Here is a 12,140-nt window from a genome sequence, read left to right as displayed (position 1 = left end):
ACGACCGGCAGACGACCGGCAACCATGCCCGGCAACCCACGCCTGGGAGGCGATCATGTTCGGTACGACGAAGGCGTTCAGCGGCTTCTCGGTGGACGACCTTGACGCGGCCAGGACGTTCTACGCCGAGACGCTCGGCCTCCGGGTGTCCGAGGAGAACGGGCTGCTGACCCTGCACATCGCGGGCGACCGGGACATCCTGGTCTACCCCAAGCCCGATCACACCCCGGCGACCTACACCGTGCTCAACTTCCCCGTCGACGACATCGAGGCGGCGGTGGACGAGCTGACCCGCCGGGGGGTGCGCCTCGCGCGCTACGACCATCTCCAGGCCGACGACAAGGGCATCTTCCGCGGCGGGGGTCCGCTGATCGCGTGGTTCACCGACCCGGCGGGCAATGTGCTCTCCGTCATCGAGGAACCGGTACGGACATGAGTGAGATCGTCGTCTACGAAGTAGAGAACCCGGTGGCCGCCGCACCCGGTGGCGCGGAGTCCCACGTCCGCAGGGTGCACGCGGCCCCCGCCGCCCCCGGCACGCCCGGTACGACCGGGCCGCGCACCCTGTGCGGCAAGGACACCTTCGCCATGGTGCGGGCCCGCCGCCAGCCCTCGGAGCACGAGGGAGCGCGCTGGTACCCGCCGGAACACGAGTCCGTGGTCTGCCCCGACTGCGACGCCGTGATCGAGACCTGAGAGGCGGTGAACGGGCAGGGGCGGGGCTCACGCGCGAGCACCTACCCTTGAGGCATGACCAGCAGCAGCGACCGGAGCCTCGCAGTGGACGTTCCCGCACCCAAGAGCTATGAAATCCGCACCTATGGGTGCCAGATGAACGTCCACGACTCCGAGCGGTTGTCCGGGCTGCTGGAGGAGGCGGGCTACGTCCGCGCCCCCGAGGGATCCGACGGGGACGCGGACGTCGTCGTCTTCAACACCTGCGCGGTCCGGGAGAACGCCGACAACCGGCTGTACGGCAACCTCGGCCGTCTCGCGCCGAAGAAGGCCTCCCGCCCCGGCATGCAGATCGCGGTCGGCGGCTGCCTCGCGCAGAAGGACCAGGACACCATCGTGAAGAAGGCGCCCTGGGTGGACGTCGTCTTCGGCACGCACAACATCGGCAAGCTGCCGATCCTGCTGGAACGCGCGCGTGTGCAGGAGGAGGCCCAGGTCGAGATCGCCGAGTCCCTGGAGGCCTTCCCCTCCACGCTGCCGACGCGCCGCGAGAGCGCGTACGCGGCCTGGGTGTCGATCTCGGTCGGCTGCAACAACACCTGCACCTTCTGCATCGTCCCCGCCCTGCGCGGCAAGGAGAAGGACCGCCGCACCGGCGACATCCTCGCCGAGATCGAGGCGCTGGTCGGCGAGGGCGTCTCCGAGATCACCCTGCTCGGCCAGAACGTCAACGCCTACGGCTCCGACATCGGCGACCGCGAGGCCTTCAGCAAGCTGCTGCGCGCCTGCGGGCGGATCGAGGGCCTGGAGCGCGTCCGGTTCACCTCCCCCCACCCGCGCGACTTCACCGACGACGTCATCGCGGCCATGGCGGAGACCCCGAACGTCATGCCGCAGCTCCACATGCCGCTCCAGTCCGGCTCCGACCCGGTCCTGAAGGCCATGCGCCGCTCCTACCGGCAGGACCGCTACCTCGGGATCATCGAGAAGGTGCGGGCCGCGATCCCGCACGCGGCGATCACCACCGACATCATCGTGGGCTTCCCCGGCGAGACCGAGGAGGACTTCGAGCAGACCCTGCACGTCGTCCGTGAGGCGCGCTTCTCGCAGGCCTTCACCTTCCAGTACTCCAAGCGCCCCGGCACCCCGGCCGCGACCATGGAGAACCAGATCCCCAAGGAGGTCGTCCAGGCGCGCTACGAGCGTCTCGTCGCCCTTCAGGAGGAGATCTCCTGGGAGGAGAACAAGCAGCAGGTCGGCCGCACCCTGGAGCTGATGGTCGCCGAGGGCGAGGGCCGCAAGGACGGCGCCACCCACCGGCTCTCCGGCCGCGCCCCCGACAACCGCCTGGTCCACTTCACCAAGCCCGACCAGGAGGTCCGCCCCGGCGACGTCGTCACGGTCGAGATCACCTACGCCGCCCCGCACCACCTCCTCGCCGAGGGCGCCGTCCTCGACGTGCGCCGCACGCGCGCGGGCGACGCCTGGGAGAAGCGCAACGCCGAGAAGACCGCCAAGCCGGCCGGCGTCATGCTGGGCCTCCCCAGGATCGGCGCCCCGGCCCCCGAGCCGCTGCCGACGGCCAGCGGCTGCGGCTGCGACTGACACCGCCGGGGTACTGCGACTCGGGCGAGGCCCGGCCGGAGGGGCGGCTGCGCCCGGGCTGGTGGGCACGGATACTCGTGGGGCGGGCGGGACATTGTCGTCTTCGGGGTCGGTCTTCCCCGGGTCTGAGAGCGGCCCGGTGCGCGGGCACCGGCGTTCGTGAGGGTGGCGGGTCCTTGCCGAGTTCGGGGCGGCAGTCGGGGGCACCGGCGTTCGAGAGGGGCGGTCGGCCCTGTGCATGCGCGGGGACCCGCTCCCGGCGTGTGCGTCGCAAGCCCGGCGTCGGTCGTGTCGCACGGACGTGTCGGTGCAGGTGCCGCGTCGTGCCGTGTCCTGCGGGGTTACCTGCGGGGTTACCCTGCCGACCATGCTTGTCGCCGCCGCCGTCTGTCCCTGTCCGCCGCTGCTCGTGCCCGAGGTGGCCGCGGGTGCCGCGCCCGAGCTGGACGCGGCACGTGCCGCCTGCTCCGACGCGCTGGCCGTGCTCGCGGCCGCCCGCCCGGACCGGCTCTATGTCGTCGGGCCCGCCGAGGAGGCGGGGCGCGGCCCGCATCCGGAGGGCGCGCGCGGCTCGTTCGGCGGCTTCGGCGTGGATGTGACGGTACGGCTCGGCCGGACGGGTGTGGACGCCCCCTCCGCACGCGAACTGCCGACCTCGCTCGCGGTCGCCGCCTGGCTGCTGGAACGGACCGGCTGGGCCGCCGCCCCCGTCGAGGGACTCGGGGTCGGCGAACCGCTCACGGCCGAGCGGTGCGTCGAGGTCGGCAGGGAGCTGGGCGCTCAGGCGACCCGCGTCGCGCTGCTCGTCATGGGCGACGCGAGCGCCTGCCGGACCCTGAAGGCGCCCGGCTACCTCGACGAACGCGCCGCCCCCTTCGACGCGGAGGTCGCCCGGGCGCTGGGCACCGCGGACCTGGACGCGCTCAAGGCGCTCGACGCCGGTCTGGCGCACGAACTCAAGGCCGCCGGCCGTACCTCCTGGCAGGTCCTCGCGGGCGCCGCCGAGAACGCCGGGCTCAGCGGCGCGCTGCTGTACGAGGACGCGCCGTACGGAGTGGGGTACGTGGTCGCGACCTGGTCCTAGCGGGGCGGGGCGGGGTCAGGAGGCCGGCGGCGGGGTGCGCGGCGGGGTGAACGTGTCGCCGCCGCCCGCCGGAGGTTCGTCGTGGTGCGCGAGCCGGTCCATGGCGCCCTTGGCCTTGTCGGTGCCCGTGTGGATCCGGTCGGTGTACTTGCCCTTGGTCTTCTCGTCGACGACCTTCGCCGCCTTGTCGAGACCGTGCGTGACCTTGTGCCCGTGCTCATGGGCGAGGTGCGAGACCTTGCCCTTGGCCGGGGCGAGCCTGGCCTTCAGATTGTCCAAGAGACCCATGGGCCACCTTCCCTCGCGGGTACTGAACCGCCCATACCAATGCATACGGTACTCGCGCGGGACGCATCCCGCCCTGCCCCCGCCGGTTTGGGAGACTGGTGCGGTGAGCAGCGCAGCACCCACCCCCCGCGTCATCGCCGTCGTCGGACCGACCGCGGCCGGAAAGTCCGATCTGGGCGTCTTCCTGGCCCAGCGCCTCGGCGGCGAGGTCGTCAATGCCGACTCCATGCAGCTGTACCGAGGGATGGACATCGGCACCGCCAAGCTGACCCCCGGGGAACGCGCCGGGGTCCCGCACCACCTCCTCGACATCTGGGACGTCACCGTCACCGCCTCCGTCGCCGAGTACCAGCGGCTGGCCCGGGCCCGGATCGACGCCCTGCTCGCCGAGGGCCGCTGGCCGATCCTCGTCGGCGGCTCCGGGCTGTACGTCCGGGGCGCGGTCGACAACCTGGAGTTCCCCGGCACCGACCCCGTGGTCCGCGCCCGGCTGGAGGAGGAGCTGACCCTGCGCGGCTCCGGGGCGCTGCACGCCCGGCTGGCCGCCGCCGACCCCGAGGCCGCCCACGCGATCCTGCCCGGCAACGGTCGCCGTATCGTCCGCGCCCTGGAGGTCATCGAGATCACCGGCCGGCCCTTCACCGCCAACCTGCCGGGCCATGACTCGGTCTACGACACCGTCCAGATCGGGGTCGACGTGGCGCGCCCCGAGCTCGACGAGCGCATCGCCCGCCGGGTGGACCGCATGTGGGACGCCGGACTCGTGGACGAGGTCCGCGCACTGGAGGCGCAAGGCCTGCGCGGGGGGCGTACGGCGTCGCGCGCGCTCGGCTACCAGCAGGTCCTCGCCGCCCTCGCCGGGGAGTGCACGGACGCCGAGGCGCGAGCCGAGACCGTCCGCGCCACCAAGCGCTTCGCGCGCCGTCAGGATTCATGGTTCAGGCGCGATCCGCGGGTGCACTGGTTGAGTGGGGCTGCGGCAGATCTCACAGAACTTCCGGAGCTCGCGCTGGCGTTGGTGGAACGACCGGTTACAGCCTGATCACGTCATGGCATCGGGACGCCCAGGCCGTCATCCGTGCCTCCGGTGCCGTGCCATCATCGAGCTTCGATCGACCAAGTGGAGTCCGAGTTGGGAGGGCGCGTGGCGATGGAGGCCGGCCCTCGTGACACCGCACAAGGCACCGAGGGCCTCACCCCCGAGCACGGGGAACCGGAGCCCCGGGACGGGCGAGCCCTGCCCGACGCGGTGGACCCCGACGTGGTGGACGACACCCAGGGCGGCGGGGTGACCGACGACGGTCCCGAGCCCGAGGAGATGTTCGCGAGCGGGCCCGAGGTCGAGGTCGAGCTGCGCCCGCAGCGCCGGCTGCGGATCTGGCAGCTCGCGCCCATCGTCGCCCTGTCCGCGACCGGCTCCCTGATGTTCGCCTTCCCCCTCGCCTTCGACTTCGGCGACAGCGGGGCCGTGATCGCCATGCTGGGGCTGCTGATCTGCTCCTGCGCGGCCGGCTGGGGCATGATGGCCGCCCGTCGCGTTGGTTACACGTGGCCCGGCCTCCCCGCGCGCGGCTCCGGCCGCCGCCTCGACTGGCGGGTCGTCCTGGCGTACGTCGTCCTGGTCGCCGTGGTGGCCGTCCTCGCGGTCTGGAGAGTCGCCCGCCTGCGCTGAGAGGCCTGTGGGTGGTACGCCGTACGATCGAGGAATGAGCACGCGGATCGCCTTCCTCAAGGGGCACGGGACCGAGAACGACTTCGTGATCGTCCCGGACCCGGAGAACGTCATCGACCTCCCCCCGACCGCCGTCGCCGCCCTGTGCGACCGGCGCGCGGGCATCGGCGGCGACGGGCTGCTGCACGTCGTGCGGTCCGCCGCTCACCCCGAGGGGGAGGACATGGCGGCCGAGGCCGAGTGGTTCATGGACTACCGCAACGGCGACGGCTCGATCGCGGAGATGTGCGGCAACGGCGTGCGCGTCTTCGCGCGCTACCTCCAGCGCGCGGGACTCGTCCCCGAGGGGGACATCGCCGTCGCCACGCGCGGGGGCGTCAAGAGCGTGCACATCGCCAAGGACGGCGACGTCACCGTCGGCATGGGCCGGGCGCGCCTCCCCGAGGGTGAGGTCACCGTGAGCGTCGGCGAGCGCAGCTGGCCCGCGCGGAACGTGAACATGGGCAACCCGCACGCCGTCGCCTTCGTCGAGGACCTCGCGCACGCCGGTGACCTGTACAGCCCGCCGCCCTTCAGCCCGGCCTCCGCCTACCCGGACGGGGTCAACGTCGAGTTCGTCGTCGACCGCGGCCCCGGGCACGTCGCCCTGCGGGTGCACGAACGCGGCTCCGGCGAGACCCGCTCCTGCGGCACGGGCGCGTGCGCCGTCGCCGTGGCCGCCGCCCGCAGGGACGGCGTGGACCCGGCCGCCACGGGCAACCCCGCGACGTACACCGTGGACGTCCCCGGCGGACGCCTGGTGATCACCGAGCGCCCCGACGGCGAGATCGAGATGACCGGACCCGCAGTGATCGTCGCCACAGGCGAGATCGATTCCGAGTGGCTCGAAAACGCCGCTCGTTGACGTGATGACGTCTTCGTATCGCAGGCCTGTGCGGTCGCGGAACAGGTGACCGCACACCTGAGGCACGGTCAGGGGTTCGAAAGGGCGACCTGGCCTGGTTCCGATGGCGCAAAACCTTAAACCCCCGAATCGTCGCTCGAATGGGTGATCCGTTTCACGCTCGGCGAGAGGCGGTCGGTCGCACGTGATGGGCTCGGTAGCATCAAGCACCGGCCCGGACGGGGGACCTTTGCCAGTCCCCTGAGCCGTGTCCGCCCTGGGACACCCCGTCCGCCGGTCCACGCAGCCGGAGGTGCCCATGAGTGCGGAGGCCACGAACCCTGCGACGCCGGGCCCGGTAGCGCCCGCCACGAGCCGCAGGCGCAGCCTGCCCCGGATCGACCTGCGCCGCCTGGGACGGGCCGCCCTGCTCGGCAGCCCTGCCCGCGGCCGGCTGCCCGACGCCATCGGCCATGTCGTCGAGGCCCACCGCGCCCACCACCCCGACGCCGACCTCGAACCCCTGCGCCGCGCCTATGTGCTGGCCGAGTCCTCGCACCGCGGCCAGATGCGCAAGAGCGGCGAGCCGTACATCACGCACCCGCTCGCCGTGACCCTGATCCTCGCCGAACTCGGCGCCGAGACCACGACCTTGACGGCCTCTCTGCTGCACGACACCGTCGAGGACACCGATGTGACGCTCGACCAGGTGCGCGAGCAGTTCGGCGAGGAGGTCCGCTATCTCGTCGACGGCGTCACCAAGTTGGAGAAGGTCGACTACGGCGCCGCCGCCGAGCCCGAGACCTTCCGCAAGATGCTCGTCGCCACCGGCAGCGACGTCCGCGTGATGTCGATCAAGCTCGCCGACCGGCTGCACAACATGCGCACCCTCGGCGTGATGCGCCCCGAGAAACAGGAGCGCATCGCCAAGATCACCCGGGACTTCCTCATCCCGCTCGCCGAACGCCTCGGTGTCCAGGCCCTCAAGACCGAGCTGGAAGACCTCGTCTTCGCGATCCTGCACCCCGAGGAGTACGAGCACACCCGCGAGCTGATCGTCGACAACGCCTCCCGCGCGGACGACCCCCTCGCCGAGTTCTCCGACGCGATGCGCGCGGTCCTGCGCGAGGCCGGCATCCAGGCCGAAGTCCTCATCCGCCCCCGGCACTTCGTCTCCGTCCACCGCGTCTCGCGCAAGCGCGGCGAGCTGCGCGGCTGCGACTTCGGACGGCTGCTGGTGCTCGTCGGGGAGGACGCGGACTGCTACGCCGTCCTCGGCGAGCTGCACACCTGTATGACGCCCGTCGTCTCGGAGTTCAAGGACTTCATCGCCGTCCCCAAGTTCAACCTCTACCAGTCGCTGCACACCGCCGTCGCCCGCGCCGACGGCCAGGTCGCCGAAGTCCTCATCCGCACCCACCAGATGCACAAGGTCGCCGAGGCCGGAGTCGTCGCCCTCGGCAACCCCTACGCCGGCCCGCAGGAGGAGCAGACCCGCGACGGGGCGACGGCGGACGGCGACCGGCTCGACGGGGAGCGGACCGACGGCGAGCGGACCGAGGGGGAGCGGACCGACGGGGAGCGGGTCGACCCGACCCGGCCCGGCTGGCTCTCCCGCCTCCTCGCCTGGCAGGAGGCCGCCCCGGACACCGACACCTTCTGGTCCACCCTGCGCGAGGATCTCGCCCAGGACCGCGAGATCACCGTCTTCCGCCCCGACGGCGGCACCCTCGGCCTCCCGGACGGCGCCACCTGCGTCGACGCCGCCTACGCGCAGTACGGAGAGGACGCGCACGCCTGTATCGGCGCCCGCGTGAACGGCCGGCTGGCGACCCTCAGCACGGTCCTCCGCGACGGCGACACCGTCCAGCTCCTCATGGGCCAGGACCCCGCCTCCGAGCCCTCCCGGGAGTGGCTGGAGCACGCCCACACCCCCGCCGCCCGGATCGCCATCCAGCGCTGGCTGGCGACCCACCCGGCCCCGGCCGAGCCCGAGGAGAGCGTCGACGCGGCGCGGACGGTGACGGACATCCCGGCCCCCGACTCCCCGCTCTCGCGCCCCGACACCGCGATCACCGTCGTCGGCCGCCCCGACGCGGGCGTGCGCCTCGCCGGCTGCTGCACCCCCGTCCCCGCCGACGAGGTCACCGGCTTCGCCGTGCGCGGGGGAGTGGTGACCGTGCACCGCGTGGAGTGCGCCGCGGTGGCGCGCATGGCGGACGCGGGACGCGCGGCCGTCGACGTGAGCTGGGGCGACACCACCGAGTGCCGCGTCACGCTGGTCGCCGAGTCGTTCGGCCGCCCCCATCTCCTCGCCGACCTCACGGAGGCCATGGCCCTGGAGGGTGCCGAGATCGTCTCCGCGACCGTCGAACCCCCGAGCCAGCAGCGCGTACGCCACACGTACACCCTCCAGCTCCCCGACGCGGCCCACCTCCCCACCCTCATGCGCGCCATGCGGAACGTTCCCGGGGTCTACGACGTGAGCAGGGCCCAGCACCACGCCCCGGCCTCCTGAGCCCCGCGCCACCGCGCCCCGGTCCCGCCCGGTCCGCCCGGCCCACACGCACGCGCGCGTACGCAACCCGTTCGGGTGGGAAGGACGCGAGTCGCCGCCGTACGGCAGGCGAGCGCTGGTAGCCGTGGTGCATGCTGCTCACCCCCCGCGCCACGGTCCCGCGCCCCCGGCCCGTCCGCCCCCGCGCCACCGCCCGCCGGCTGAAGTCCGCGCTGCTCGCCTCCGCCGTGTCCGTCTGCCTCGTCGCCGCGAGCGCCCCGGCGGCACCGCTCGGCATCGGCGACCGCCTCTTCCCATACCTCGGCAACCCCGGCTACGACGTGGCGTCGTACGACCTCTCCTTCACGTACTCGGGCTCCAACAGCAAGCCGCTCCAGGCGGTCACCACCATCGACGCCTGGACCACCGGGACCCTGGACCGGATCAACCTCGACTTCGCGCACGGTGACGTCGAATCGGTCGAGGTCGACGGCAGGCCCGCGACCTTCGAGAGCGCCGGCGACGACCTGGTGGTCACGCCCGAGGACGCGCTGCTGCCGGGCAGCTGGACACGCATCACCGTGCGCCACACGAGCGACCCCGTGGGCGCCGACGGCCGGGACGGCGGCTGGGTGCGCACCGCCGACGGCCTGGCGATGGCCAACCAGGCCGACGTCGCCCACCTGGTGTTCCCGTGCAACGACCACCCCTCCGACAAAGCGATGTTCACCATCCGGATCACCGCCCCCGACGACTACACGGCCGTCGCCAACGGGCTGCCGACCGGAGCGGACCGGTCCGGCTCCACGACCACCTGGACGTACCGCACCCAGCACCCCATGGCCACCGAGCTCGCCCAGGTGTCCATCGGCCGCTCCACCGTCCTGCACCGCGACGGACCGCACGGGCTGCCCGTCCGGGACGTCGTGCCCACGAAGGACCGCACGGCCCTCGAACCCTGGCTGAAGAAGACCCCCGACCAGATCGCCTGGATGGAGAAGAAGGTCGGGCGCTACCCCTTCGAGACCTACGGCCTGCTCATGGCCCAGGCCGACACCGGCTTCGAGCTGGAGACGCAGACCCTGTCCCTGTTCGAGAAGGACCTCTTCACCGAGCCCGGCTACCCCAAGTGGTACATCGAGTCGATCATGGTGCACGAGCTGTCCCACCAGTGGTTCGGCGACAGCGTCAGCCCGCGCACCTGGTCCGACCTCTGGCTCAACGAGGGGCATGCCACCTGGTACGAAGCCCTCTACGCCGAGGAGAAGGGCGGCTACTCCCTCCAGGAGCGCATGAAGGCGGCGTACGGCGCGTCCGACCGCTGGCGCGCCGCCGGCGGCCCCCCCGCGCTCCCCAAGGCGCCCGATCCCGGCGAGAAGATCAGCATCTTCCGCCCGAACGTCTACGACGGCGCCGCCCTCGTCCTGTACGCCCTGCGCCAGGAGATCGGCCAGAAGGCGTTCGAGCAGGTCGAGCGGGACTGGGTGCGCGACCACGAGGACTCCACCGCCACCACCGCGGACTTCCGGCGGCTCGCCGAGGAGGTCTCCGGACGCGACCTCGGCGCCTTCTTCCAGGCCTGGCTGTACGGGGAGAAGACCCCGCCGATGCCCGGCCACCCGGACTGGAAGCCGACGGCGGCGGGAGAGGAGGGCGCACGGACCTCCCCGGCCCCGCAGGCCGCCAAGGCGGGCCATGCCCGCAAGGGGACCAAGGCTCCCTAGGCCCCTGGGCCCCCTGGAGCCGCTGGACCCCTGGCCACCTGGGCCCGGAATAAGGCCGTGACGAGACGGGGCGTACCGTGCGACCATCGTCAGGTCGGCGCGGCACGGGGCACGGGGCGCGGGAATCTCCCGCGGTGCTCGTGCGTTGTGCACCATGGACGGTGAACCCCGCCGACATCGGTATCCCCACGACGTAAGGACCCAATGACCTCCTCTTCTTCCCCTTCCCAGGACACGAAGCGCTTCGCGCACGCCTACCCCGAAGGTCTTCGGGCCGATGCCCTGATGGAAGAGGACGTCGCCTGGAGCCACGAGATCGACGGAGAGCGGGACGGCGACCAGTTCGACCGCTCCGAGCGTGCGGCCCTGCGCCGCGTCGCGGGCCTCTCCACCGAACTCGAGGACGTCACCGAGGTCGAGTACCGACAGCTCCGTCTGGAGCGGGTCGTCCTCGTCGGCGTCTGGACCTCGGGGACCGCGCAGGACGCGGACAACTCCCTCGCGGAGCTCGCCGCCCTCGCGGAGACCGCGGGCGCGCTGGTGCTCGACGGCGTGATCCAGCGCCGTGACAAGCCCGACGCGGCCACCTTCATCGGTTCCGGCAAGGCCATGGAGCTGCGCGACATCGTCGTCGAGTCCGGCGCCGACACCGTCATCTGTGACGGTGAGCTCAGCCCGGGCCAGCTCATCGCCCTGGAAGACGTCGTCAAGGTCAAGGTCATCGACCGTACGGCCCTGATCCTCGACATCTTCGCCCAGCACGCCAAGTCCCGCGAGGGCAAGGCGCAGGTCGCGCTCGCGCAGATGCAGTACATGCTGCCGCGCCTGCGCGGCTGGGGTCAGTCGCTGTCCCGTCAGATGGGCGGCGGCAAGGGCGGCGGCCTCGCCACCCGTGGTCCCGGTGAGACCAAGATCGAGACGGACCGGCGGCGGATCCGCGAGAAGATGGCGAAGATGCGCCGGGAGATCGCGGAGATGAAGACCGGCCGCGAGATCAAGCGCCAGGAGCGCAAGCGCCACAAGGTGCCCTCGGTCGCCATCGCGGGCTACACCAACGCCGGCAAGTCCTCCCTGCTCAACCGCCTCACCGGCGCGGGCGTCCTCGTCGAGAACGCGCTGTTCGCCACCCTCGACCCGACCGTGCGCCGGGCCGAGACCCCGAGCGGCCGCCTCTACACGCTGGCGGACACGGTCGGTTTTGTACGGCACCTGCCGCACCACCTGGTCGAGGCGTTCCGCTCCACCATGGAGGAGGTCGGCGAGTCCGACCTGATCCTGCACGTGGTCGACGGCTCGCACCCCAACCCGGAGGAGCAGCTGGCCGCCGTGCGCGAGGTGGTCCACGATGTCGGCGCCACCCAGGTGCCCGAGATCGTCGTGATCAACAAGGCGGACGCGGCCGACCCGCTCACCCTCCAGCGGCTGATGCGGATCGAGAAGCGCTCCATCGCCGTCTCGGCCCGCACCGGCCAGGGCATCGAGGAACTGCTCGCGCTCATCGACGCCGAACTGCCGCGGCCCTCGGTCGAGATCGAGGCGCTGGTGCCGTACACCCACGGCAAGCTGGTCGCCCGCGCCCACACCGAGGGCGAGGTGATCTCCGCGGAGCACACGGCGGACGGCACCCTCCTCAAGGCGCGGGTGCACGAGGAACTGGCCGCGGACCTCGCACCGTACGTCCCGGCCCCCCTCGCCTGACCGACGCACGAAGG

At 72.2% G+C, this 12,140-nt stretch carries 11 protein-coding genes; 10 read left to right on the top strand and 1 reads right to left on the bottom strand.

Features of this window, described 5'->3' with window-relative positions:
* Window positions 1-55: 55 nt before the first annotated feature.
* The 4 genes from ABZ490_RS16395 to ABZ490_RS16380 all read left to right on the top strand — a co-directional run bounded on the left by ABZ490_RS16395 (window position 56) and on the right by ABZ490_RS16380 (window position 3,364).
* Complete coding sequence (locus ABZ490_RS16395) at window positions 56-436, top strand: VOC family protein (protein ID WP_358989818.1); 381 nt, start codon at window positions 56-58, stop codon at window positions 434-436.
* Window positions 433-696, top strand: coding sequence for a hypothetical protein (locus ABZ490_RS16390; RefSeq protein ID WP_358989816.1), 264 nt, complete (start codon window positions 433-435; stop codon window positions 694-696). The genes ABZ490_RS16395 and ABZ490_RS16390 overlap by 4 nt, the downstream gene beginning before the upstream one ends.
* Before the next feature lie 54 nt (window positions 697-750).
* The gene (gene miaB / locus ABZ490_RS16385) at window positions 751-2,280 is read left to right on the top strand and encodes a tRNA (N6-isopentenyl adenosine(37)-C2)-methylthiotransferase MiaB (protein ID WP_358989814.1); all 1,530 of its coding nucleotides are present in this window, start codon (window positions 751-753) and stop codon (window positions 2,278-2,280) included.
* A 367-nt stretch (window positions 2,281-2,647) separates the two neighbouring features.
* Window positions 2,648-3,364: a class III extradiol dioxygenase subunit B-like domain-containing protein gene (locus ABZ490_RS16380; protein ID WP_358989812.1), complete on the top strand. Its 717-nt coding sequence runs from the start codon at window positions 2,648-2,650 to the stop codon at window positions 3,362-3,364.
* A gap of 15 nt (window positions 3,365-3,379) precedes the next feature.
* Here the strand turns inward: ABZ490_RS16380 and ABZ490_RS16375 are convergent, their stop codons facing one another.
* Window positions 3,380-3,652 carry an Rv0909 family putative TA system antitoxin gene (locus ABZ490_RS16375; protein ID WP_358989811.1) on the bottom strand — a complete coding sequence of 91 codons (273 nt, stop codon included), beginning with the start codon at window positions 3,650-3,652 and terminating at the stop codon, window positions 3,380-3,382.
* Window positions 3,653-3,755: 103 nt separating this feature from the next.
* Here ABZ490_RS16375 and miaA point away from each other — a divergent pair, with 103 nt between their 5' ends.
* The 6 genes from miaA to hflX all read left to right on the top strand — a co-directional run bounded on the left by miaA (window position 3,756) and on the right by hflX (window position 12,126).
* Window positions 3,756-4,694: a tRNA (adenosine(37)-N6)-dimethylallyltransferase MiaA gene (miaA, locus tag ABZ490_RS16370; RefSeq protein ID WP_358989809.1), complete on the top strand. Its 939-nt coding sequence runs from the start codon at window positions 3,756-3,758 to the stop codon at window positions 4,692-4,694.
* A gap of 108 nt (window positions 4,695-4,802) precedes the next feature.
* Window positions 4,803-5,324: a hypothetical protein gene (locus tag ABZ490_RS16365; protein WP_358989907.1), complete on the top strand. Its 522-nt coding sequence runs from the start codon at window positions 4,803-4,805 to the stop codon at window positions 5,322-5,324.
* A 34-nt stretch (window positions 5,325-5,358) separates the two neighbouring features.
* A complete protein-coding gene (dapF, locus tag ABZ490_RS16360; RefSeq protein WP_358989807.1) occupies window positions 5,359-6,228 on the top strand; it encodes a diaminopimelate epimerase in 870 nt (289 codons plus the stop codon).
* Window positions 6,229-6,526: 298 nt separating this feature from the next.
* The gene (locus tag ABZ490_RS16355; RefSeq protein ID WP_358989805.1) at window positions 6,527-8,725 is read left to right on the top strand and encodes an HD domain-containing protein; all 2,199 of its coding nucleotides are present in this window, start codon (window positions 6,527-6,529) and stop codon (window positions 8,723-8,725) included.
* A 131-nt stretch (window positions 8,726-8,856) separates the two neighbouring features.
* Complete coding sequence (locus ABZ490_RS16350) at window positions 8,857-10,428, top strand: M1 family metallopeptidase (protein WP_358989803.1); 1,572 nt, start codon at window positions 8,857-8,859, stop codon at window positions 10,426-10,428.
* A gap of 204 nt (window positions 10,429-10,632) precedes the next feature.
* On the top strand, window positions 10,633-12,126 hold the full coding sequence (hflX, locus tag ABZ490_RS16345) for a GTPase HflX (RefSeq protein WP_358989801.1): 1,494 nt from the start codon (window positions 10,633-10,635) through the stop codon (window positions 12,124-12,126).
* Window positions 12,127-12,140: the final 14 nt, after the last annotated feature.

The sequence above is a fragment of the Streptomyces sp. NPDC005811 genome, from assembly GCF_040630405.1.
In the GTDB taxonomy this organism is placed as follows: domain Bacteria; phylum Actinomycetota; class Actinomycetes; order Streptomycetales; family Streptomycetaceae; genus Streptomyces.
The sequence above is the reverse complement of the archived record's forward strand: the minus strand, read 5'-3'. Positions and strand labels throughout refer to the sequence as shown.

Excerpts from the sequence above, each read along its gene's own strand:
- ABZ490_RS16395 (WP_358989818.1), top strand. The coding sequence starts at position 56 with ATGTTCGGTACGACGAAGGCGTTCAGCGGCTTCTCGGTGGACGACCTT.
- ABZ490_RS16390 (WP_358989816.1), top strand. The coding sequence starts at position 433 with ATGAGTGAGATCGTCGTCTACGAAGTAGAGAACCCGGTGGCCGCCGCA.
- miaB (WP_358989814.1), top strand. The coding sequence starts at position 751 with ATGACCAGCAGCAGCGACCGGAGCCTCGCAGTGGACGTTCCCGCACCC.
- ABZ490_RS16380 (WP_358989812.1), top strand. The coding sequence starts at position 2,648 with ATGCTTGTCGCCGCCGCCGTCTGTCCCTGTCCGCCGCTGCTCGTGCCC.
- ABZ490_RS16375 (WP_358989811.1), bottom strand. The coding sequence starts at position 3,652 with ATGGGTCTCTTGGACAATCTGAAGGCCAGGCTCGCCCCGGCCAAGGGC.
- ABZ490_RS16365 (WP_358989907.1), top strand. The coding sequence starts at position 4,803 with ATGGAGGCCGGCCCTCGTGACACCGCACAAGGCACCGAGGGCCTCACC.
- dapF (WP_358989807.1), top strand. The coding sequence starts at position 5,359 with ATGAGCACGCGGATCGCCTTCCTCAAGGGGCACGGGACCGAGAACGAC.
- ABZ490_RS16355 (WP_358989805.1), top strand. The coding sequence starts at position 6,527 with ATGAGTGCGGAGGCCACGAACCCTGCGACGCCGGGCCCGGTAGCGCCC.
- ABZ490_RS16350 (WP_358989803.1), top strand. The coding sequence starts at position 8,857 with ATGCTGCTCACCCCCCGCGCCACGGTCCCGCGCCCCCGGCCCGTCCGC.
- hflX (WP_358989801.1), top strand. The coding sequence starts at position 10,633 with ATGACCTCCTCTTCTTCCCCTTCCCAGGACACGAAGCGCTTCGCGCAC.